The following is a 19,955-nucleotide window of genomic DNA, read 5'->3' on the forward strand; positions in this document are numbered from 1 at the left end:
TCAGGCGGAGCGACGGTCGGCGAGCGCTTGCCGGTAACGGTCGGCGAGCGTGCCGACGAGGCGGCGTTCGACGGGCGTGAACCCGAGCCACCGCAGGGTGGCGGTGTACGCGGCGAGGCCGCCGAGGACGCCGACGGCGACGCCGACCGTACCCGGGATGGCCGCGCGGGACCCGAGCGCGACCGCGGCGAGCGGGAGGGCGGCGACGAGCGTGTACCCGTGCCTGTGCGTGAGCGGCTGGAGGCCCTCGAGGTGGTAGAGGACGACGACCTCGAGGACGTTGTTCAGCGTGAGCATGAGGACGTACGTGCCGACGAGGCCGGGGAGGCCGTAGTTCGCGGTGAGGGGGATGGCGACGACGACGAGCGCCGCGGTGATGAGGGAGTTCACGACGAGGAGCGCGCGCTGGTTGTCCGTCATCATGAGGAGGATGCCGACGCTCCCGGCGGCGCACGCGACGTACTGCGCGACGACGAACCCCGCGAGGAGGTCGGCGTGGGGAACGAACGCGTCGCCGAACAGCGACATGAGTTCGCGCCGGTAGACGACGACGGGGACGGCGGCGGCGGTGACGCCGACGAGCACCATCCGACTCGTGACGTGGTAGAGTCGGCTGAGTGCGCGGTCGTAGCCCTCCTCGTTGAGTTCGGCCGCGACGGGCGGGATGAACTGGTTGATGGCGTTCAGGGGGAGTCTGACGAGCGACCCGACGAGGACGCCGACGGCGAACACGCCGCCGGCGAGCCCCGTGAGGAACCACGCGATGAGCGGGTAGAACCCGAGGCGCTGGGTGACGGTCGCGAACCCGCCGAGGAACAGCGGGAACGTGTACCGGACGTAGCGCTTCCAGAGCGCGCGGACGTCGGGACCGCGGACGCGCGGGCTGATGCCGCGGTCGCGAGCGAACCACGCCATCGCGACGGTGCCGACGAGCGCGCTCGCGGTGACGACGCCGGCGGCGACGAGCACGACGTCGTCGAACACGACGACGCCGAGGCCGGCGACCGCGAGGTGCGCGACCGGGACGCCGACGCGCATCGTGAGCGTCAGCGGGACGACGGCTTCGAGCCCGCGCAGGATGCCGCTGACCGTGAACAGCCACGCGGCGGCGGGCAGCCCGATGGCGAACACGCGGAGGAGCGCGCCGAACTGGCCTTCGCGGCCGACCTCGACGAGGTCGACGATGGTGGGCGTGGCGACGTACAACGCGGCGCCGAACGCGGTCGCGACGCCGAACAGGAGGAGGGCCGCGAACGTGACGATGGCGTCGCGCTCGGCGTCGTCGTCAGCATTCGGGAGGAAGCGACTCAGGCCGCCGTTGAACCCGAACGCGAGGTGCAGGAGGTACGCCTGGCTGCGGCGCGCGAGCGCGAACACGCCGTACGCCGCCGCACCGAACCCGTTCGTGAGGATGGCGGTGAACGCGACCGAGAGTCCACGCTCGGCGAGGATACCGGGGACGGAGACGGTCGCCCCGTGCGCGACCCGTTCGAGCGCGTCCTCGAGGCGGGCTTCGACGACCGCGTCGCTCGGCGCGACGTCCTCGTCGGCCGACAGATCGTGGTCGTCGCCGGGGCTGCCGTCGCTATCGCCGTCGTCGTCGCCGGGGCTGCCGTCGCTATCGCCGTCGACGAGGGTGCCGTCGCTCGCACTGGCCGTGGCGTCGCGCTCGTGCGGAGAGTCTTCGGCCGCTTCGGCGGTCGCGTCCGCTGTCACGTCCGTGGTTTGCTTGGTGGACGGAATAAGTCCGCTGGTGGCTACAGTGACGGTATCACGTACCACGGAACGAGCGTTCGGCGGGGGGCTCGCGTCGGTGGACGAAACGGACTTGACGGGGGCGGCCGGAGTCAGGTCATGGACCGGAACCGGTTCGTGTTGCTGTCGTTCGTCGCGTTCGGGTGCGTGCTCGCGAGCTTCGTGACGCTCGGCGTCGGTCGCATCGCGCTCGGATACCGGACGGCGCAGGTGCTCGCGGCGCCGTTCGGGTTGGTCGCGTTCGTGCTCGTCCTCTTCCTGTTCGCGGTGTCCGTTCGGACGATGCTCCTCGGCGACGACGACGCAGCGTGACGTGACCATTGACAATCTCCGATAGCAACAATTTTTTGTTACGGGCGCTCGAATAGCGAATGCAGTGTGCGGTCCGCGGTCGCTCGGACCACGGGCATGGCCGCACCGGTAGCGAGACAGTCCCCCCAACGACTCGCGCCGGCGCGGACGCCACCACGGTCGGCTCGTCCCCCCACGAACCGATGCCTGGCGCCGCATCCCCCCCGCGGCGTCGTGCGTACGGCGTCTCGGAGCGACCGCGGCCGACTCCGCGACGAGACGGTCCCGCACCTGCGCCAGACGGCACCCCAGCACCGCCGCTCCCACACCGGAGCGGGCTCTCCGTGGTCGCCCGAAACCGAACCACTCCCCGGAGCGACCGCCTCGTGCCACGCCGCGACGCCCCGTCGAGACACCCGGTAGTCCGCACTGCCGTCAGGTCAACCCGCCGGGCGAGTCCGGCCGGTGCCCGAGCGAGACGGTTCCGGCAGGGAACCCGCGAAGGAAACGGTTTTTCTCCGGTCGCTGTCAACCCCGATGCATGGACGTCAACGAGATCGCGGACCTCGGGAGTAACCGACGCCGTGCGCTGTTCGAACGCGACGCCGGCGTCGAGAGCGCTCGCGAGTCCGTCCGCGAGGTCGTCGAGCGAGTGCGCGAGGAAGGCGACGTCGCGGTCCGCGAGTTCACCGAGGAGTTCGACGACGTCTCCGTCGGGAACCTGGACGTGACTGACGCCGCGGAGCGCGCGTACGAGGACCGCGTGGACGAGGACGTACGCGACGCCATCGACACGGCCGTCGAGAACGTCCGTGCGTTCCACGAGCGCCAGGTCCCCGAGGACTGGCGCGAGGAGTTCTCGCCGGGTCGCGAGCTCGGTCGTCGGTTCCGGCCGCTGGAGCGCGTCGGCGTGTACGCGCCCGGTGGGACCGCGGCGTATCCGTCGAGCGCCATCATGGGCGTGGTGCCGGCGAAGGTCGCGGGCGTCGACCAGGTCGCGGTCGCGACGCCGCCCGCCGAGGACATGAATCCGGCGACGCTCGCGGCCGTGCACGCGGCCGGCGCGGACGAGGTGTACAGTATCGGTGGGGCGCAGGGGATCGCGGCGCTCGCGTACGGCACGGAGTCCGTCCCGCACGTCCAGAAGGTCGTCGGGCCGGGTAGCAAGTGGGTGACCGCCGCGAAAGCGGAGGTGCGCGGGGACGTCGACATCGACTTCCTCGCGGGCCCGAGCGAGGTGCTCGTGCTCGCGGACGAGACCGCGAGCCCGGAGTTCGTCGCCGCGGAACTGGTCGCGCAAGCCGAACACGACCCGAACGCGAGCGTCGTCGCCGTCACCGACGACGAGGACCTGGCGGACGACGTCGTGGACGAGGTGGCCGCGCAGTGCGACGGTCGCGAGCGCGAGTCGACGATCCGCGACGCCCTCGGGAACGACTCGAGCGGCGTGCTGCTCGGGCGCTCGATGAGCGAGGCGGTGCTGTTCGCGAACGAGTACGCCGCCGAGCACCTCGCCATCCACGCGGACGACGACGAGGCGCTCCTGGAGCGCATCGACAACGCCGGGAGCGTCTTCCTCGGCGCGCACACGCCCGTCGCCGCCGGCGACTACGCCTCGGGCACGAACCACGTGCTGCCGACGAACGGCGGCGCGAAACGCCACGGCGGCCTCAGCGTCGACGAGTTCGTGCGCTCCACGACCGTCCAGCGGCTCGACGAAGAAGGCCTCGACGACCTCGCGGACGCCATCACCACGCTCGCCGAAGCCGAAGGCCTCGAAGCACACGCCGAGAGCGTCCGCAAACGCACCGACCGCGACGACGACTGAACCGATCGACGCTCACCACCCCCACCTGGAATCGCTACGCTCCACCACGTTCCGGTGCGCGCTGACGCGGCGCGACGAACCCCGGTGAGTCGCGTCGCGTCGATACTGCGCGAGGGACGACGAGTGGCCGCAGGTCACGAGGAGTCGGCTGGGGAGGCCGAGGCGCAGTGGCAGTTGCGGTTGTGGTTGCGGTGCGGTCGCGGTTGCGGTGCGGTCGCGGTTGCGGTTGCGGTGCGGTCGCGGTCGCGGTTGCGGTGCGGTCGCGGTCGCGGTTGCGGTGCGGTCGCTGTCGCGGTTGCGGTATCGTCCACTGCACCGATACCGAGCGCGAACGCAGTGAGCGCTCGGGAGGTTTTTCGCCCACGTTTTTCCAAGAGGGGGTGCGCGAGCGTAGCGAGCGCACCCCCCGCAGGAAAAAGGTGGTCGTACAACACGCTTAACACGGTGCCGGTCCCTCTCATGTAGTATGAGCACGGAAACCGCGGGCGCCGAACCGGGCGGGTCCCTCACCGTCAGCGAGGACGCCGCGTCGCAGGCTCTCGACCTCCTCGAGAGCGAGGGGATGGACGTCGAGGAGTCGGGGCTTCGCTTGTTCGTCAAGCAGGGCGGTTGCGCGGGGCTGTCGTACGGGATGCGGTTCGAGCACGAGCCCGCCGACGAGGACTCGGTGTTCGACCACCACGGCCTGCGGGTGTTCGTCGACCCCGCGAGCCTCGATTACGTCGAAGGTAGTCACCTCGCGTTCGAGGGCGGCCTCCAGGGTGAAGGATTCCACGTGGAGAACCCGAACGTCGTCAGCGAGTGCGGTTGTGGCGAGTCGTTCCGGACGTAACGAACACAAGACACTTCTCGTCGTCGGCGCTGCGTCGAGCTATGGCCGAAAGACAGCAGTGGGAGTATACGGTCGTCGACCTGTCCACGTCGTTCCTCGGGAAGTCGGTGAAGGACCCCGAGGAGAAACTGAACGAACTCGGTCGGGAGGGCTGGGAGCTCGTCGAGGACCTCAGCGAGGCGAGCGGGAACTCCCAGTCGCTCGTGTTCAAGCGCCCACGGTAGGTTCCCGTCGCATCCCGCGACACGTTCCAAGAGGAGTCGATCGCTCAGTTCTCGCCGTCCCAGTAGTCGACCGCGTCCGCGGTCCGGAAGTACCCGTGGACGGTGCGTTCCTCGCGGCTCCCGGGCGGTGACCCGGCGAACACGCCGACCTTCTCGCTATCGGGGTACTCGATGACGTCCGGGTCCTGCATCGTCGACACCGCGAGGTACCGCAGGGGTTCGTCGCCGTCGTTCACCACGCGATGCGCGCCCTCGGGACTGGCCGGACAGGGCACGTATGACCCCGCGTCCACGCGGTACTCGTCGTCGTCGAGCCGCACGAGGCCCTCGCCTGCGAGCACGTAGAGCGCTTCGGCGTTCCCCGCGTGATAGTGGTACGGCCACGAGCGCTTCCCCGGCGGCAGCTCGTAGAGACTACACCCGAGGTCGTCGCTCGCACCGGCGGCCGCGGCCAGTTGCTTCCGGCGGAACGTGGACTCGCCGTGCTCGTACTCGCGCCACTCCAGATCGCTCTCGTCGACTGGCTCCATACGGCAGTGTTCGACGGACCGACAGGTAGCCGTTCGGGTGAAGGTGCGGGAGGACGAGGGCCGGGTGCGCCGGCAGCGGTCAGCCTTCGAGCTCGAACGCGACCGTGACCTCCGCCTGGTACTCTCGGTCCTCGACGCTCGCGACCTCGACGCCAAGTTCGTCCACCTCGATCCAGAGGACGTTCTGGAGGGTGTCCTGTGCACGGTCGATGGCGTCGTCCGCCGCGGCGTCGAAGCTCTCGGGGCTCGTTCCGATGAGGGTTATCTTCTTGAATACCATCGCGTTCGGGTGGTCGACCGCACCCGACGTAAGCCTAGGGGCGTGGTATCACTCCCCACGAGAGTTCTCGGCCATGCGCCTGCCGAGCGCGCCGACGACGTCAGTGAGGTAGAGGTGTCCCCAGATGGCGACGATGGAGCCACCGAGGAGGTCGAATATCAGGTCACCGAGGGTGTCGGCGACGCTGTACTGCGTGAGGACGTTCCCGACGCCGAGCGCGCCCGTCCCGAGCGTGATGGCGAACTCGAGGACCTCCCAGACGACGCCGAACGCCATCGTGAACGCGAGCACGTACGCGAACGTCACCCTCCTCGGGAGGTAGATGTCCACCGAGTGCTCGTCGAGCGCTCGCACCGTCGAGTACCCCGCCGCGGCGACGACGCTCGCGGACAGCGCGTGCGTGACGTCGTCCCAGACGGGGAGCGTCCGGTAGAACGAGTCCTCCATCCCCGGCAGGCCGACGGTCCCGAGCGCGTGGAGGAACGCGGCGGTCGTGATCCACAGCGTCAACCCGGCGTCCATCGGGACGTCGTAGTCGCGTTCGACGATAGCGGGGAGTTCCGTGACGACGAGGCCGACCGCGCAGTTCACGACGATACCGACGTTGAGCTCGTAGAGACCGACGAACAACAGGCCGACGAGCGACAACTGCATGACTCGCGAGAGCTGCTTCTGGCGGCGTTCGTGGATACCGAACGACGATAGCGACGTCATCGGACGGTCACGCCCGGCGGCAGCCGGTCCATCTGCGCGCGTCGACGCACGTAGAACTCGAACACGCCCGCGGCGAACACGCCGGCGAGGATCGAGTACACGAACTCGATCATGAGCGCCTCGTTGTCCTGCACGAACGGCGTCCCGAGGAACACGAACCCGGCGTAGCGAGTCACCGCCCAGACGCCCGCGGCGGCGGTCGTGAACACGACGACGGACAGCACCGCGAACCCGAGCGTCATCTTCACGGGCGTGAACACGTGCAGTTGCACGGCGACGATGAGTGCGACCGCCGCCACCGCGAGGTACGTCGCGAGCGCCTCCGTGATGGGGAGCGTCGCGAACAACCGGCCGAGCATCGGGAGCGCCGCGAGCGCGAGCACCTCCCACGGCAGCATGATGCGCGGGTTCCGGAACGCGACCGCCGGCAGGGCCGCGAGCGCGGCGACACCCGCCGCGAACGCTGCCGACGGCACGCCGCCGAGCAACAGCTCGGTCGCCGCGTCGACGACGAGCACCGCCACCAGCACCCACGCCAGCGCCGCGTTCACCCGATGATCCTCGAACAGCCCCGCGAGGTCCTCTTCGAACAACCCGCCGTCTGCCCCTGACATGCGCCACCGTAAGCGGGTCCGAGTGAAAAACCTGCTTCCTCCCTCGCCGCGTCACCCGGTCTGCATCCAGCACCGGACTGTCCGCGGTCGAGCCGCTGACTCGCTCACTCCCGTTCCAGGCGGCTCAGGCCGTGCCAGATGGCGTCGACCAGCCGCTCCTCGCCCTCGCCCGTGGCGTCGCTCCACCCGCGGACGAGCGCGTCCTCGAGGACGGAGAGCTCGTGGTTCTCGAAGTTGTTCATCCCGCGGAAGTCCTCGAGCGCGTCCCGCTCGGCGTCCCCGAACCCGGCGTCGGCGACGGACGTGGGGTCGCCGTCGTAGAACCCGAGGTCGGCGAGCGTCGCCGCGACCGCCCGGGCGACGTCGCCGTCGAGCTCGCGGACCTCGTCTGGTTCCTCGCGGGCGAGCAGCGTCACGTCGTACACCTTGAACACGCGTTCGAGTTCGTCGATCGGGTGCTCGTGGTCGTCGACGCGCACGTCGATCCAGCGGTCGTTCTTCCCGTCGTACCCGCCCTCGGGTTTCGCGACGTACATCGCCGCGGACTGCTCGCCCCGGGAGTCACCGCCCGCCTCGTTCCCGGCGTGCAGCGCCGCGAGCAGCTTCTCGGGGAGGCCGCCGTCGGTCGACTCGAACGCGTCGGCCATCGCGGGCAGCGTCGCGTCGTTCTCCAGGATGTTCCCTTGGACGGTGTAGTGCTCGCCCTGGACGTCGCCGGCGACGTCGAAGCACTCGTCGCCCGTGAACGCCGCGACGCTCCCGTCCTGGCCGACCACGCCGACCTGGCGCTGGGCGGCCTCGTCGTCGCCGTCGGTGAGTGCCTCGACGACCTCCTCGGCGCCGTAGCCGTCGCGGAGCAGGTCGAGGCCGTCCGGGCCGTACGCGACGTTCGCGAACGACTGCGTCGCGACAGCGCCCGCCGCGGCGTCCGCGAACGGGACGACGCTCCCGACGCTCACGAACTTCGACTGCACGGCGACGCCGACCGCGTCCTGCTCGGGGTCGCGAGCGACGATCGAGAACGTCGACGGCCGTGGCCCATCGGTCGAAGTCTGAGACCCGGCTGTCCCCGTCCGCTGCCCATCGGTCGCTGCCCGGGACCCTTCGGTCCCTCTCTCGTGGTCTCGTGGCATGCTCGAGGGCACGGCACGTGGTCGCAAAAGGACTGGCGTCCCGGCAGCACCGGGCGTCGCCGAACGGCGATTCCGGCGTCGTCGACCGACTCGGGCGGTCAGTCGTCCGCGGGCATCACCCCCAGGTGGTCGCCGTTCGTCGATTCGTTCGCGGACGCGGTCGTGGCTGACTCCTCGCCGTCGGCAGCCTTCTCGACGGTCAGCGGCTGGCGGGAGGCGAGCTCGCAGTCGAACGCCGGATGCTCCGCGTAGTGCCACACGAGCATGTGTCGACGACCGCCCGTGAGCCCGGAGCGTTCGATGTCGGACGCGGTGAACGACGCCGGGAGACTCTCGTAGACCGCCCGGCACGCCTCGAAGGACTCGAAGACCTTCTCGTGGCCGGCGGAATCGGCGCCGCGGCGCGCGACGACGTACGCGTCGTCCTCGCGGTGCGTGCCCGTCGTGTGGACGTACTCGGTGGTGCGCGTGAGTGCGTTCGACAACGCGTCGCGTAACTGTGCTGCTTCGTCGCGGCTCAGGTCGTGCGTTTCGTCGCCGACGCACAGGGACAGGTCGTGGTCGTCGGCTACGACGGTCGGCTTACCGTCGGAGAATTTCTCGACCAGGAGCCTGGGAACTCCGTGTCATTGCAACCCACCCTTTCGCGTCGAGGGACATAAACGCTGGTGGTGCTGCAGGTTCTGCCAGTCGAACCGGAACCGTGACGGTCCGTCGGTCGCGAGCGGCCCGTCGGCCCAGGCCCTCAGCCGTCGAGCGTAGCGGTGAGGGAGACGGCGACGAGGAGCGCGAGCGCGCCGAGGTAGAGGAACGTGACGACGAGGATGATGCCGCCGAGGACGCCGTACGCGGGCGAGTACGACCCGTACGTCGTGTACGCCTCGAACCCGGCTCGGAGCGCGGACCACGCGACCGCGGTCGTGGCTGCGCCGAGCATCGCCGCGCGCAGTCCCGGCCGTGTCGGCGGAAGCGTCACGAACACGGGGAAGAGCGCGAGTGCGACCGCGACGACGTGCAGGAGTTGCCACGCGAGGCCGTCGGACCCGGTGAGGAGTCCGGACGCGGCGAGCGCCATCCCGACGGAGATGGCGGGCACGACGATCGCGCCGGCGACGGCGCGCGCCGCGAGCCCGTCGTCTCCCGTGGTCTCGTAGACGCGCTCGAACGCGGCCTCGAGTGCACCGTAGAGCCGCGTCCAGCCCCAGAGGAGGCCGACGACGCCGACGACGCCGAGGCCGCTCGCGCCGGAGGAGTCGACAAGCGCTCGTCGGAGCACCGACCGCCCGGTCGCGGTCAGCGCGCCCTCGAGGTACGCGAGCGTCGCGTCCGCGAGCACGCCGCCGTACGTCAGTTGGACGACGACGAACCCGAGCGCGAACACCGGGACGAGCGACCCGAGCCAGTAGTACGCGACCGCGGCAGCGACGAACGGGACGTCCGCGCGGCGTGCCCGGGCGACCGCCTCGGTCGGGGCGCTCACGGCTGTGTGCGGTCGATGCGGGACACACCGACCGCCGAGGAGGCGGGAAGTTCCAGGTCGGGTGACCCGGCCGGAGACGCGCTCTGGACGGGGTGGCCGCGGCACGGAACACGATGGCGTGTCATCAGTCTGTCGTCGAACCACAGGCGCCTCGTTATTAGGTGGTTACTTCGCGGGAACTGGGCCGCGTCGAGTGCGGTACGCAAGTACTACCGGCGGGAAACACCGTTCGCTGGACGTTCAGCGCCGGACTGCTCGCCGGTCGACCCCTGGCCGACGCACGCGACAGAGAGGGTATAACTACCTGGCGGACGCGGGTATCGACTGTCATGTTCGGAACGAGTGGGATACGCGGTCGCGTCGGCGACGAGGTCACCTGCGAGCTGGCGCTGTCGGTCGGGCGTGCGCTGGCCGCGGAGGGCTACGGGACGGTCGTCGTCGGTCGCGACCCACGGGAGAGCGGCGAGATGCTCGCGGACGCGGTCGTCGCCGGACTCCGCGAGGGCGGGAGCGACGTGGTACGCGTCGGGATGGCGGCCACGCCGACGATAGCGCGCGGCGTCGAGTGGGTCGACGCCGACGCGGGCGTCTCCGTCACCGCGAGCCACAATCCCGCGCCGGACAACGGCCTGAAGCTCTGGACGGCGTCCGGGCGCGCGTTCGACGGCGCCCAGCAGGACGCCATCGCGCGGCGCGTCCGCGAGGCCGACTACGCGCTCGTCGACGCCGCGAACGTCGGCACGGAACGACGGCTCGAGGACGCCATCGGTCGGCACGCGGACGCGCTCGTCGACGCGGTCGACGCCGACCTCGACGGGCTGTCGGTCGTCGTGGACGTCGGGAACGGGATGGGTGGCGTGACCGCGACGGTCCTCGACCGGCTCGGCGCGGACGTCCAGACGCTGAACGCACAACCGGACGGGTCCTTCCCGGGTCGGCCGAGCGAACCGACGGCCGAGCACTGCGGGGCGCTCTCCGCGCTCGTCGCGTCGACCGACGCCGACCTCGGTATCGCGCACGACGGCGACGCCGACCGCATGATGGCGGTGACGAGCGACGGCGAGTTCCTCCCCGGCGACGTCCTGCTCGCCATCTTCGCGACGGACGTCGCCGGCGACGGCGACCGCGTCGCCGCACCCCTGAACACGAGTCTCGCGGTCGACGACGCGCTCGCAGCGGTCGGCGCGAGCCTCGTCCACACGAAGGTCGGCGACGGGTTCGTCGCCGAGGAGACGGAGGCCGACGGCGTCGTGTTCGGCGGCGAGATGAGCGGCGCGTGGATCTGGCCGGACGCGACGAAGTGCCCGGACGGCCCGCTCGCCGCCGTCGAGCTCGCGGCGCTCGTCGCGACCGAGGGACCCCTCGCCGACCTCGCCGACGGGATCGAGACGTACCCGACGCGCCGGGAGAGCGTCGAGGTCCCGGACAAGGCAGCCGTCATGGCGCGCGTCGCCGAGGCGGTTCACGCGGACTTCGACGCGATCGACGACCGCGACGGCGTGCGCGTCGACACCGACGACGGCTGGTTCCTCGTGCGCGCGAGCGGCACGCAACCGCTCGTGCGCGTCACCGCCGAGGCGCGCTCGGCGGCACGGAGCGACGCGCTCGTCGCTCGCGCCCGCGAGTACCTCGACGACGCGCTCGCCGCCGTCGACGCCGCCTGAACCACGCCCCGCGGACGGCTCGTTGAGTCGACGCCCGGAACCGCGCGACGGCGGTACGCGCGGGTTACCGTCCGCGCCGGCGACCGACGGCACTCTATAACCAACTATCGAGAGCCCTGTAGGGTTCGGACATGCGACGGAGCAAGTACGGGACCGAGGGGTCCCGTGGGCACGACGCGGTCGTCGTGCCGGCGGACCCCGGCGGGAGCAGTCTCGCGTGCATGCGGTCGCTCGGCCGACGCGGCGTGCGCGTCCTCGGGACAGCGACGAGCGAGAGCGCGCCCGCGCTCGCCTCCCGGTACTGCGACGAGACGCACGTGCTCCCGGACCCGAGTCGGGACCTCGAGGCGTACGCGGCCGGGTTGCTGTCGCTCACCAGACGCGCGGACGTCCGCACGGTCGTCCCCCTCTCGGAGGTCGACGCGTACGTGCTTGCGATCAACCGGGAGGCGTTCGCGACGCACGTCGGCGCACCGTGGCCGGACGCGGACGGGATGCGTGCCGCGCAGGACCGACTGGAGTTGTTCGAGCGCGCGGCCGACGCTGGCGTTCGGACGCCCGAGACGGCGCCACTCGGCGCGTTCGACGCGCGGGCCGACCGGTACATCGTGAAGCCGCGCCACACTGTCGTGGTCGTCGACGGTGGCGCGCGCACCGGGACCGCGAGCGTGCACGAGGCCGGCGTCGAACCCGACGTCGCGGCCTTCGTCGACGCGATGGGTCACGAACCCATCGCGCAGGAGTACGTCCCGTCGGCGGGCGAGTTCGGGTTCTTCGCGCTCTACGACCACGGGACGCCCGTCGCGACGTTCCAGCATCGCCGCGTCCGGAGCTACACGTACGCCGGCGGCGCGAGCGTCTACCGCGAGTCCATCGCGGACGACGCGCTCGCGGACGCCGGCCGGCGCGTCCTCGACGCGCTCGACTGGCACGGCCCCGCGATGGTCGAGTTCCGGAAGGACGCGCGCGACGGCGAGTACGTCCTCCTCGAGGTGAACCCGCGGTTCTGGGGGTCGCTCCCGCTCGCGGTCGCCGCCGGCGTCGACTTCCCCGCGGCCTACTGGGCGCTCTCGATGGGCCGTGACGTCGCCGACGCAGCGCTCGACGGCGGTTCGAACGACGCGGCCGAAGGAGACGGCGAGCGCCTCGCTGGCGAGCGGTCCCGCAGCGGCGAAGGGTCGGCGGCGACCGACGGCGGGCGACCCGGCGTCGATGCGGGAGCGGCCGCTCGACCTGCGTACGACGTCGGCCTCGGCTGTCATCGACTCCTCGGCGAGTGCAGCTACCTCCTGAGCGTCCGCGAACGAACGTTCGAGCACGTCGAACGACCGTCGCTCGCACGCGAAGTCGTGGCCGTCGCACGGTCGCTGGTCGCCCAACCGAACTTCGACGTGCTGTCGCTGCACGACCCGAAACCGTTCCTCGCCACGCTCGTCTCCGACTGGCGGCGCCTCCGCGACCGTTGAGGCCAGCGACGCCACTCGTAGTCGAAGGAGTCGTCGAAAACCGTGGTGGCGACGCCGGCACCCACGGCCGGCGTCGCCGTCGAGTCGCCGAAGCGAGTCCAGGCCTGTCCGCCCGTCACCCCCGTGACGGCCGAGCGACCCACCGGGCGCAGCGATCCAGGCGCGCCCGTCGCCACGGCCGCCCACCCCCAGGCCGGCGGCCGATGGCGTCGTCTACTCCATCCGCGCGTCGAGCGCCTCCAGCGCGAGACGAGCCGCCTCGCGGTCGCGAGCCGGTGCCTCGCCCGCGAGGTACTCGCGGAGGCGCGCTCGAAGCCGTCGTCCCTCGACGCCCGTCACGGCGAGTTCCTCGCCCTCGATGCGTTCCGCGACCGAGACCGCCCAGAGCGGCCGGTCGGCGTCGTCGCCGAGCAGTTCGTCGAGGACGACGTCGTGGACGACCCACTGGCTCTCCCTGGAGAGCGCGATGGTCGTCGTCCCGGGTTCGTCGTTGTGCGTGGTCGACATGACTTTCACCCCGCACTCGCTACTGTTGCCGCCACCCACCTAAACCCGCGAACGCCCTCGCGCGTCGAATCGAGACTCGATACGTCGGCGTCGAACCGACGACCGACCGCCTCGACGACCGAACGCCTCGACGACCGACCGCCTCGACGACCGATTGCCTCGACGACCGACCGCCTCGACGCCGCGACCTGACCACCCGACCGCGTGCCTCAAAGAGCCGTTTGACACTCCGGACCACATTTCCGCCGGCCGGTCGCACGACCGGTCAGTGCCTCGCTCAAGCGCTCGACTCGACACCCGCCCCACGACCGACCGGCCGGTTCGACAGCACCCGAGCGGTCGCGGAGGGACGCCGTGAACAGGACGTACGTCGTGCGTCGCGCCGGCGTCGCCGTCCTCTCGCTGTACGCGGTCGTGACGCTCGTGTTCGTCGCCGTCGTCCTCGTCCCCGACCCCGCGCCCGCCGTCCTCAACTACTACAACGTCAACGCCGACCAGATACCGGCGCTCATCGCCGCGAAGGGCGGCGACCAGCCGCTGCTCGACCGGTACGTCGCATACCTCGGGAACCTCGCGACGCTCGACTGGGGGCGCTCGGTGAGTCGATTCGGGAGCGTCGGGCCGCCCGTCACGACCCTCCTCGTCCGCCACGCCCCCTACACCCTCCTGTACGCCGTGCCCGCGCTCGTCGCCGGGTTCGCCGGCGGCGTCGGCCTCGGCGCGTACGCCGCCCTCCGACGCGGCGGATACGTCGACCGCGCGGTCCAGTCCGTCGGCTATCTCGCGTTCGGCGTCCCGAACTTCGTCGTCGCCCAGCTCGCACTCGTCGTCCTCTCCGCGCAGCTCGGGCTCGTCGAGTTCACGCTCGGTACCTCCCAGGGCAAGTACTACACGGGAGGTGCGCCCGTCGACGTCTGGACCGTCGACGCGTTCGTCCAGTTCGGTATCGTCGCGACGATCCTCGCCATCACGCTCGCCGGCGGCCAGGTCCGCTACGCGCGCTCGGAGTGCCTCGAGTACGTGAACGCGGACTTCGTGAAGCTCGCGCGAGCGAAGGGCGCGGGCGTCTGGCGGCTCATGGCCGGCGTCGTGCGCGCGGCCGGCCTCCCGCTCCTGACGGGGTTCCTCGACGACGTCGTCACCACGCTCCTCGTGCACGTGTTCGTCCTCGAGTTCGTGTTCGACCTCCCCGGGCTCGGACAGCTCGGACTCGTCTCCGTGAAGGCGCGGGACGTCTCGACGACGATGGCGCTCGTCGTCGTCGTCGTCGCGGTCGCCATCGTCCTGAACTTCTGTCACGACCTCGGGATGGGCGTCCTCGACCCGCGCGTCGACGCGGACTGACGGCCGCCCGCGACGGCTCTCGCCGGCGCCCCGGCCCGTGGCGCGACGAGACGCAGGTCATTTCTCTCGGGCGTACGAAGGACGGGCATGGAGATACGCGGCGCGCGCGAGTGCAGCGACTGCGGGACGCGGTGGTCGTACTACGACACCGGCTCCGTCGAGTGCCCCGAGTGCGGGAGCATGCGGAGCGTCGGCGTCGACGAGGACAGGGCGCTCCACACGACGACGCCCGCCGAGTTCGACCTCACCGAGGCACGGACCGCGTGGGACGAGGCGCCGGAGGACGAAGCCGTGGACGTCGTCAAGGCCGCGTGCCGCGAGTTCGTTCGCGGGAACGGGTTCGTGCACGCCGGCGACCTCGTCGCGTTCGACGGGCGACGGGTCGCGGCGCGAGAGCTCGCGAACGCCGTCGACGTCGTCGGCCGCACCCGCTCGTTCGAGAACCCCGAGGACGTCGACTACTACGTGCTCTCGCTGTTGCGGGGCGCGGACGGCGGCGAACGGCCGCCCGCCGCGGACGTCCCACCGGTGATGCGGGCGGCCCGCGGGCTCGCGACCGCCGACCTCGTCGAACGGTACCGGCGCGACGTCCGCGACTGGCTCGAAGTCACGGACCGCACGCCCGTCCCCGCCGTGAACGACGTCCTCACCGGGCTCGAGTCCCACCAGAAGCGCGTGCAGGCGCTCCAGGGCGACGTCGACCCCCGCGACGCCGACGCACTCTACGCCGCCGCCCGCGGCCTGAACGAGTACCTCAGGGACGGCGACGAGAGCGCGGTCGTCGAGGCCGCCGACCGACTGCGGTCGCTCGGCGACACGTAGCGAGAACCGAGAACGGCTGGAAGAACGACCCGAACGCGGTCAGGGGCGCGTCGCAGGGGAGCGTCGCCCTCAGGGCAGCGTCGCGTCGACGCCCGTCTGGAGGCGCGTCGCCTTGATCGTGTTGTACAGGAGCATGGCGCGCGTCATCGGGCCGACGCCGCCCGGGACCGGCGAGATGACCGACGCCTTCGCCTTCGCGCTCTCGAAGTCGACGTCGCCGACGAGCTCGTAGCCCTTCTCGTTGTCCGCGTCCACGCGGTTGATGCCGACGTCGATGACGACCGCGTCCTCGGCGAGCATGTCGCCGGTGACGAACTCTGGGAGGCCCGCGGCCGCCACGACGATGTCCGCCGCCCGCGTCTTCGCCTCGAGGTCCTTCGTGCGGGAGTGACAGACGGTGACGGTCGCGTTCCCGTCGTCGGCCTTCTGCAGGAGGAGGTTCGCGAGCGGTTTCCCGACGATGTTCGACCGGCCGACGACGACGACGTCCTTCCCTTCGGTGTCGACGTCGGCGTGCGCGAGCATCCGCTGGACGCCGTGGGGCGTACACGGCTTGAAGCGCGCCTCGCCGGCGACGAGCCGGCCGACGTTCTCGGGGTGGAAGCCGTCGGCGTCCTTGATGGGGTCGATGGCGTTCATCACCTCGCGCTCGTCGACGTGGTCGGGCAGCGGTGTCTGCACGAGGATGCCGTGGACGTCGTCGCGGTCGTTGAGGTCCGCGACGGTCTCCAGCAGTTCGTCCTGCGTGGCGTCGCCGTCGACCTCGACGTGCACGCCGTTGACGCCCGCCTTCTCGCAGTCGCGCTGCTTCATGTTCACGTACGTCTGGCTCGCGGGGTCCTCGCCCATGATGACCGTCGCGAGCCCGGGCGTGACGCCCTCGGCCTCGAACTCGTCGACGGCGTCGCTGACGCCGTCGAATACCTGGTCCGCGAGCGCGTTCCCGTCGATTACGTCGGTCATGGTCGACACCACGAGCACGCCCGCCTAAAACCCTCGGATTCGTGCTCAAAACACCGAATCTCGAACCAGAAATATGCACGTTCTTGTATCATACTGCTGGCTGTCAGCAACTGGAAAGCACGGTTATGTCGCCATCACGCGTCTACCTGGTATGCTCAAGCGCATCATGTCCTGGGCCGTCCGCCGACAGCGAACCCGGAGCGAGCGCAACGCGCGCCGGTTCTCCGATTCCCTCCGCACCCGCACCGTCCGCGTGTTCACGCGACCCATCAGGACCATCCTCTCGACGACGTTCATGCTCGCCATCGTCGCCGTCCTCTACCTCGTCAGCCAGCGGCCCGCCGAGACCAGCGCCATCGTCGACGCCGAGACCGCGACCGTTCCGCAGGTCCTCGCGCTCTTCCCGCCCATCTACGTCCTCGTTCCCGTACTCGTCGCGCTCGTCGTCCTCATCAACGTCGTCCGCGTCTGGAGCGGCGTCCGCAGCGACATGGGCTGGGACCGCTACGACCACCAGCGCTGACCGCCCCGTTCCTCGATCTCCGGCCACGAGTTCGCGTCACGGACAGCTCGCGTCCGCGAACGACGACCGCGCTGGGCCTTGACGGACGACCCGCGTCGCGCCCGACGACACCGACACGAGCGCGGCCTGCCCGCCGTAGCCGTGCGTCTGGTCGTGCCCGCGCACCACCACGCACTCGACGTCGATCGGGACCGAGACCGTCTCCGACCGCGTGAACTCGCGGGTGCCGTGCGCGTGCAGGAGTTCGCGGCGCCCGAGTTCCTCGCCGTCCAGCGTCTCCACCGTCCACCAATTCGCGTAGCCGTCCTCGCCCTCGTCGTCGTGGTAGAGCGTCACCGAGAACCGCACCCTGCCGTCGCCCTGTGCCTCCAGTTCGACGCCAGTCACGTTCGCCTCCCGGAGGTCCAGCCCGTCGGTCGTCGTCTCCCCAGCAGTCGTGGTCGACTCGCCGTCGGTCCCGTCCGCGGTGCTCGGTTCGGAGCCGGTGGCGTCGTCGCCGCCGTCCGTCCCGGCGCTTCCAGTTTCGGCAGGGTCGGCGTCCGTGCCGTCGGTTCCCGCGTCGGCGTCGCCGTCGTCCGTGTCCTCGGTGCCGGTCAGGCAACCGGCGAGCGCGAGTGCGCCGACGGTCGCGAGCAGGCGGCGTCGCGTCGCGGCGTGGTCCATGTGAGAGCAGTCGCGAGGCGGAACGAAAAGCGTGCCGCGCGAGTGCGCAACGAACCACACTCCCCATCAGCCACAGCCTGCACCAGTATAGTTAAAGCCCTGCAAGACTGTCCTCCGGTCGTGCCCGACGACAGGTCCGCCGACACGTCCACCGACGAACCCCCCATCACCGTCTCACGTCGAACCGCCCTCGCCGCCCTCGGCGGCGTCGTCGGCCTCGGTGCCGCCGGCGTCTACGCCGCCTCCACGCTCGCGACCGACGACGGCGACGCCCTCGCCGGCGGCTTCCGCCGCGCGGACGGAGAGAGCGCGCACCTCGGCGTGAACTACGCCGGCAGCCCCGTCCTCGGCAGTCTCGACGCCGACCTCCGACTGTTCTACTGGACGGACTACCAGTGCCCGTACTGCAAGCGCTTCGACGTCGACACCCTCCCGAAGCTCGCGGCGAACCACGTCGCGACCGGCGACCTCGCCATCGTCTTCCTCGAACTCCCGGTCTTCGGCGCGGACTCCGACGTCGCCGCCGCCGCGTCGAAGTGCGCGTGGCGCGTCGCCCGCGACGACGACCCGGACGCGTGGGGGCGCTGGCATCGCCACGTCTTCGCACAGCAAGGCGACAAGAACGACGGCTGGGCGAGCGAGACCAAGCTCTACGAGTACACGCGCGACGTCGACGGCATCCCCGAAGCCGACCTCCGACGCTGCATGGACGAGCGCCGGGACGCCGTCACCGCCGCCGTCCAGGAGGACGTCACCACCGCCATCGACGACCTCGGCTTCCGGCGCGCAACCCCCGCGTTCGCGATGTCCAACGTCGACTCCGGCAAGTGGCTCGGCATCCCCGGCGCCCAGCCGTACGAGACGTTCGAGAAGGTCATCGAGCGCCTCCAGGACACATGAGCGCGACCGACGCCACCAGTTCCCGCTCGCGCTCGAACCGCCTCTACCGCGCACTCACGTACCCCCTGCTGTCCGCGGGAACGACCGCCGCCGCCGTCGGCGTCGCCGCGGCGACGTACGTCCTCCTCGTCGCCAGCGCGAACCCGACCGCCGTCGCGACCGCACTGAGCGCGAGCGCCGGCACCGTCGACGACCTCCTCGTCGCGTACACCGTCGGCACCGTCGACGCCGCCGGCTGGCTCGGGCTCGCACTCACCGTCGCGTACGCCGTCCTCGCGGGCGTCACCACAGTGGTGGTCGCGAGCACGCTCCGCCGGGGCGCCGGTGGCGCCGAGAACCTCCTCGGGGTCGCCCCGGGCGTCCTCGCCGCCGGCTGCGCGAGCTGTGGCGCGGGCGTCCTCCCGCTGCTCGGCGTCGCCGGCGCGTACGCGCTCTTCCCGTTCGCCGGGAACCTCGTCCGCGCCGTCGGCGTGCTCGCGCTCCTGTTCGCGCTCGCTCGCACCGGCGACCCGCGCGTTTGCAGTGTCTGAGAAACACGACGCGCCTTAACCCATCGTACTCCCGAGAGGGCGACATGGCAGACGACACGAGCGGCCTCCTCACTCGCCGACGCGCCCTCGCCGGACTCGGCGGCGTCCTCGGACTCGGCGCCGCGGGACTGTACCTGACCGCGGACACCGCCGCCGACGTCGACGACTACGCCGCCGACCTCTCGCCGCAGTCCGGCCGGAGCGGCGGCCTCGGCATCGACTACGCCGACCGACCCGTGCTCGGAGACGCCGACGCCGACCTCCGGCTGTTCGCGTGGAGCGACTACCAGTGCCCGTACTGCCGGCGGTTCGAGGAGGAGACGCTCCCGGCACTCGTCGAACGCGACGTCCTCGACGGCACGATAGCCGTCGTCTTCCTCGAACTCCCGCTCCTCGGCGACCGGTCGCTGACCGCGGGCGTCGTCTCCAAGGCCGTCTGGCGAGCCGTCAGGGACGACGACCCGAACGCGTGGGGTCGATTCCACCGCTTCGTGTTCTCGAAGCAAGGCCCGGAGAACGGCGAATGGGCGACCGAATCGAACCTCCTCTCGTACGCCGCGGCCGTCGATGGCGTCCCCAGCGAGACCGTCCGTCGACTCGTCGCCGACGACCGCGACGCGCTGACGGCGAGCGTCCGAGCCGACGCCAGCGTCGCGTTCGACGACCTCGAACTCGAACCGGGCGCGCCACTGTTCGCGCTCTCGAACCCATCGACGGGCGACTGGCGCGAGATCCGTGGCGCCCAACCCGTCCAGACGTTCCGCGACGCGATGACCGCGCTCCGCGAAAAATAGCAGTCGAGTCCCGCGAGGAATACCAGTCGAGTCCCGCGAGGAATACCAGTCGAGTCCCGCGGGGAATACCAGTCGAGTCCCGCGAGGAATACCAGTCG

At 70.8% G+C, this 19,955-nt stretch carries 23 protein-coding genes; 12 read left to right on the plus strand and 11 right to left on the minus strand.

Features of this window, described 5'->3' with window-relative positions; translation table 11 throughout:
- On the minus strand, window positions 1-1,716 hold the full coding sequence (locus LI336_RS03305) for a lipopolysaccharide biosynthesis protein (protein WP_227131199.1): 1,716 nt from the start codon (window positions 1,714-1,716) through the stop codon (window positions 1-3).
- A 138-nt stretch (window positions 1,717-1,854) separates the two neighbouring features.
- Here LI336_RS03305 and LI336_RS03310 point away from each other — a divergent pair, with 138 nt between their 5' ends.
- The 4 genes from LI336_RS03310 (at window position 1,855) to LI336_RS03325 (ending at window position 4,930) form a co-directional block, all read left to right on the plus strand.
- Window positions 1,855-2,067 carry a hypothetical protein gene (locus LI336_RS03310; protein WP_227131200.1) on the plus strand — a complete coding sequence of 71 codons (213 nt, stop codon included), beginning with the start codon at window positions 1,855-1,857 and terminating at the stop codon, window positions 2,065-2,067.
- A 520-nt stretch (window positions 2,068-2,587) separates the two neighbouring features.
- Window positions 2,588-3,874 (plus strand): histidinol dehydrogenase, encoded by a 1,287-nt coding sequence (gene hisD, locus LI336_RS03315; protein ID WP_227131201.1) that lies wholly within the window; start codon window positions 2,588-2,590, stop codon window positions 3,872-3,874.
- Between the two features lie 466 nt (window positions 3,875-4,340).
- Window positions 4,341-4,706, plus strand: a complete 366-nt coding sequence (locus tag LI336_RS03320) for a HesB/IscA family protein (protein ID WP_227131202.1) — start codon at window positions 4,341-4,343, stop codon at window positions 4,704-4,706.
- 41 nt (window positions 4,707-4,747) lie between these two features.
- Window positions 4,748-4,930: a DUF4177 domain-containing protein gene (locus LI336_RS03325; protein WP_227131203.1), complete on the plus strand. Its 183-nt coding sequence runs from the start codon at window positions 4,748-4,750 to the stop codon at window positions 4,928-4,930.
- Between the two features lie 44 nt (window positions 4,931-4,974).
- Here LI336_RS03325 and LI336_RS03330 read toward each other — a convergent pair whose 3' ends face one another.
- From LI336_RS03330 to LI336_RS03360, 7 genes are all read right to left on the minus strand, one after another.
- The gene (locus LI336_RS03330; protein WP_227131204.1) at window positions 4,975-5,460 is read right to left on the minus strand and encodes a cupin domain-containing protein; all 486 of its coding nucleotides are present in this window, start codon (window positions 5,458-5,460) and stop codon (window positions 4,975-4,977) included.
- Between the two features lie 79 nt (window positions 5,461-5,539).
- Complete coding sequence (locus LI336_RS03335) at window positions 5,540-5,740, minus strand: dodecin (protein WP_227131205.1); 201 nt, start codon at window positions 5,738-5,740, stop codon at window positions 5,540-5,542.
- A gap of 48 nt (window positions 5,741-5,788) precedes the next feature.
- Complete coding sequence (locus LI336_RS03340) at window positions 5,789-6,454, minus strand: DUF2238 domain-containing protein (protein WP_227131206.1); 666 nt, start codon at window positions 6,452-6,454, stop codon at window positions 5,789-5,791.
- Window positions 6,451-7,068 carry a hypothetical protein gene (locus LI336_RS03345; protein ID WP_227131207.1) on the minus strand — a complete coding sequence of 206 codons (618 nt, stop codon included), beginning with the start codon at window positions 7,066-7,068 and terminating at the stop codon, window positions 6,451-6,453. The genes LI336_RS03340 and LI336_RS03345 overlap by 4 nt, the downstream gene beginning before the upstream one ends.
- A 104-nt stretch (window positions 7,069-7,172) precedes the next feature.
- Window positions 7,173-8,201, minus strand: coding sequence for a DUF1028 domain-containing protein (locus LI336_RS03350; RefSeq protein ID WP_227131208.1), 1,029 nt, complete (start codon window positions 8,199-8,201; stop codon window positions 7,173-7,175).
- Between the two features lie 98 nt (window positions 8,202-8,299).
- Window positions 8,300-8,809: a DUF7528 family protein gene (locus tag LI336_RS03355; protein ID WP_438267267.1), complete on the minus strand. Its 510-nt coding sequence runs from the start codon at window positions 8,807-8,809 to the stop codon at window positions 8,300-8,302.
- A 137-nt stretch (window positions 8,810-8,946) separates the two neighbouring features.
- Complete coding sequence (locus tag LI336_RS03360; RefSeq protein ID WP_227131210.1) at window positions 8,947-9,681, minus strand: YihY/virulence factor BrkB family protein; 735 nt, start codon at window positions 9,679-9,681, stop codon at window positions 8,947-8,949.
- A 329-nt stretch (window positions 9,682-10,010) separates the two neighbouring features.
- On the opposite strand from LI336_RS03360, the gene glmM reads away from it, so the two are divergent.
- Together glmM and LI336_RS03370 are read left to right on the plus strand one after the other, a co-directional pair.
- Window positions 10,011-11,345 (plus strand): phosphoglucosamine mutase, encoded by a 1,335-nt coding sequence (gene glmM / locus LI336_RS03365; protein WP_227131211.1) that lies wholly within the window; start codon window positions 10,011-10,013, stop codon window positions 11,343-11,345.
- Window positions 11,346-11,476: 131 nt separating this feature from the next.
- Window positions 11,477-12,811, plus strand: a complete 1,335-nt coding sequence (locus LI336_RS03370; protein ID WP_227131212.1) for a carboxylate--amine ligase — start codon at window positions 11,477-11,479, stop codon at window positions 12,809-12,811.
- A gap of 213 nt (window positions 12,812-13,024) precedes the next feature.
- On the opposite strand, the gene LI336_RS03375 is transcribed toward LI336_RS03370, so the two are convergent.
- Window positions 13,025-13,318, minus strand: a complete 294-nt coding sequence (locus LI336_RS03375; RefSeq protein ID WP_227131213.1) for a DUF7853 family protein — start codon at window positions 13,316-13,318, stop codon at window positions 13,025-13,027.
- Window positions 13,319-13,672: 354 nt separating this feature from the next.
- On the opposite strand from LI336_RS03375, the gene LI336_RS03380 reads away from it, so the two are divergent.
- Window positions 13,673-14,662, plus strand: a complete 990-nt coding sequence (locus LI336_RS03380; protein ID WP_227131214.1) for an ABC transporter permease — start codon at window positions 13,673-13,675, stop codon at window positions 14,660-14,662.
- Window positions 14,663-14,749: 87 nt separating this feature from the next.
- Window positions 14,750-15,484: a DUF7117 family protein gene (locus LI336_RS03385; protein WP_227131215.1), complete on the plus strand. Its 735-nt coding sequence runs from the start codon at window positions 14,750-14,752 to the stop codon at window positions 15,482-15,484.
- Window positions 15,485-15,553: 69 nt separating this feature from the next.
- Here LI336_RS03385 and LI336_RS03390 read toward each other — a convergent pair whose 3' ends face one another.
- Window positions 15,554-16,447 carry a tetrahydrofolate dehydrogenase/cyclohydrolase catalytic domain-containing protein gene (locus LI336_RS03390; protein WP_227131216.1) on the minus strand — a complete coding sequence of 298 codons (894 nt, stop codon included), beginning with the start codon at window positions 16,445-16,447 and terminating at the stop codon, window positions 15,554-15,556.
- Window positions 16,448-16,598: 151 nt separating this feature from the next.
- Between LI336_RS03390 and LI336_RS03395 the strand changes: the two genes are divergently transcribed.
- On the plus strand, window positions 16,599-16,970 hold the full coding sequence (locus LI336_RS03395) for a hypothetical protein (protein ID WP_227131217.1): 372 nt from the start codon (window positions 16,599-16,601) through the stop codon (window positions 16,968-16,970).
- Window positions 16,971-17,006: 36 nt separating this feature from the next.
- Here the strand turns inward: LI336_RS03395 and LI336_RS03400 are convergent, their stop codons facing one another.
- Entirely contained in the window at window positions 17,007-17,633 is a 627-nt protein-coding gene (locus LI336_RS03400; RefSeq protein ID WP_227131218.1) for a hypothetical protein, read from the minus strand.
- Window positions 17,634-17,753: 120 nt separating this feature from the next.
- Between LI336_RS03400 and LI336_RS03405 the strand changes: the two genes are divergently transcribed.
- Genes LI336_RS03405 through LI336_RS03415 form a run of 3 tightly spaced genes read left to right on the plus strand, consistent with a single transcriptional unit; the run spans window position 17,754 to window position 19,857 of the window.
- A complete protein-coding gene (locus tag LI336_RS03405; protein WP_227131219.1) occupies window positions 17,754-18,533 on the plus strand; it encodes a DsbA family protein in 780 nt (259 codons plus the stop codon).
- A complete protein-coding gene (locus LI336_RS03410; protein WP_227131220.1) occupies window positions 18,530-19,063 on the plus strand; it encodes a hypothetical protein in 534 nt (177 codons plus the stop codon). The genes LI336_RS03405 and LI336_RS03410 overlap by 4 nt, the downstream gene beginning before the upstream one ends.
- A gap of 44 nt (window positions 19,064-19,107) precedes the next feature.
- Window positions 19,108-19,857: a DsbA family protein gene (locus LI336_RS03415; protein WP_227131221.1), complete on the plus strand. Its 750-nt coding sequence runs from the start codon at window positions 19,108-19,110 to the stop codon at window positions 19,855-19,857.
- The last annotated feature ends 98 nt before the right edge of the window (window positions 19,858-19,955 follow it).

It is taken from the genome of Halorubellus salinus, from assembly GCF_020567525.1.
GTDB lineage: Archaea > Halobacteriota > Halobacteria > Halobacteriales > Natrialbaceae > Halorubellus > Halorubellus salinus.